The sequence below is a fragment of the Bradyrhizobium sp. NBAIM03 genome (assembly GCF_020194055.1).
GTDB classification, from domain to species: Bacteria; Pseudomonadota; Alphaproteobacteria; order Rhizobiales; family Xanthobacteraceae; genus Bradyrhizobium; species Bradyrhizobium yuanmingense.
In genome coordinates this window covers 1-430 of sequence record NZ_JADYVS010000183.1, presented here as the reverse complement: position 1 = coordinate 430, position 430 = coordinate 1, and the positions used below count along the sequence as shown (strand labels likewise).

Below are 430 nucleotides of genomic sequence, written 5' to 3'. Positions count from 1 at the left end.
GCACAGCCTTGGCGAACAACGCCTCCAGACTGAAACCGTACTGCGCCAGCACCATGATGGCCATGAACGTCACGCCAGCCAGCAGCATGCACGCCTTGATGATCTGCACCCAGGTGGTTGCGGTCATACCGCCGAAGAGCACGTAGACCATCATCAACGCACCGACGATGACCACCGCGATCCAGTAATCCAGCCCGAACAGCAGTTTGATGAGCTGGCCTGCACCCACCATCTGAGCGATCAGATAGAACGCCACCACCACCAGCGTGCCAACGGCGGCAAAGCTGCGGATCGGGCCTTGCTCGAACCGGTAGCCTGCCACGTCTGCAAAGGTGAACTTGCCAAGATTGCGCAGCCGCTCGGCCATCAGAAACGTGATGATCGGCCAGCCGACCAGAAAGCCGATGGAGTAGATCTGGCCGTCGTAGCC

The 430-nt window shown here is 60.0% G+C and carries 1 pseudogene; it reads right to left on the bottom strand.

From position 1 onward, the window contains the following. Window positions 1–430: pseudogene (actP, locus tag I6F21_RS37995) on the bottom strand (cation acetate symporter); the annotation flags it as partial.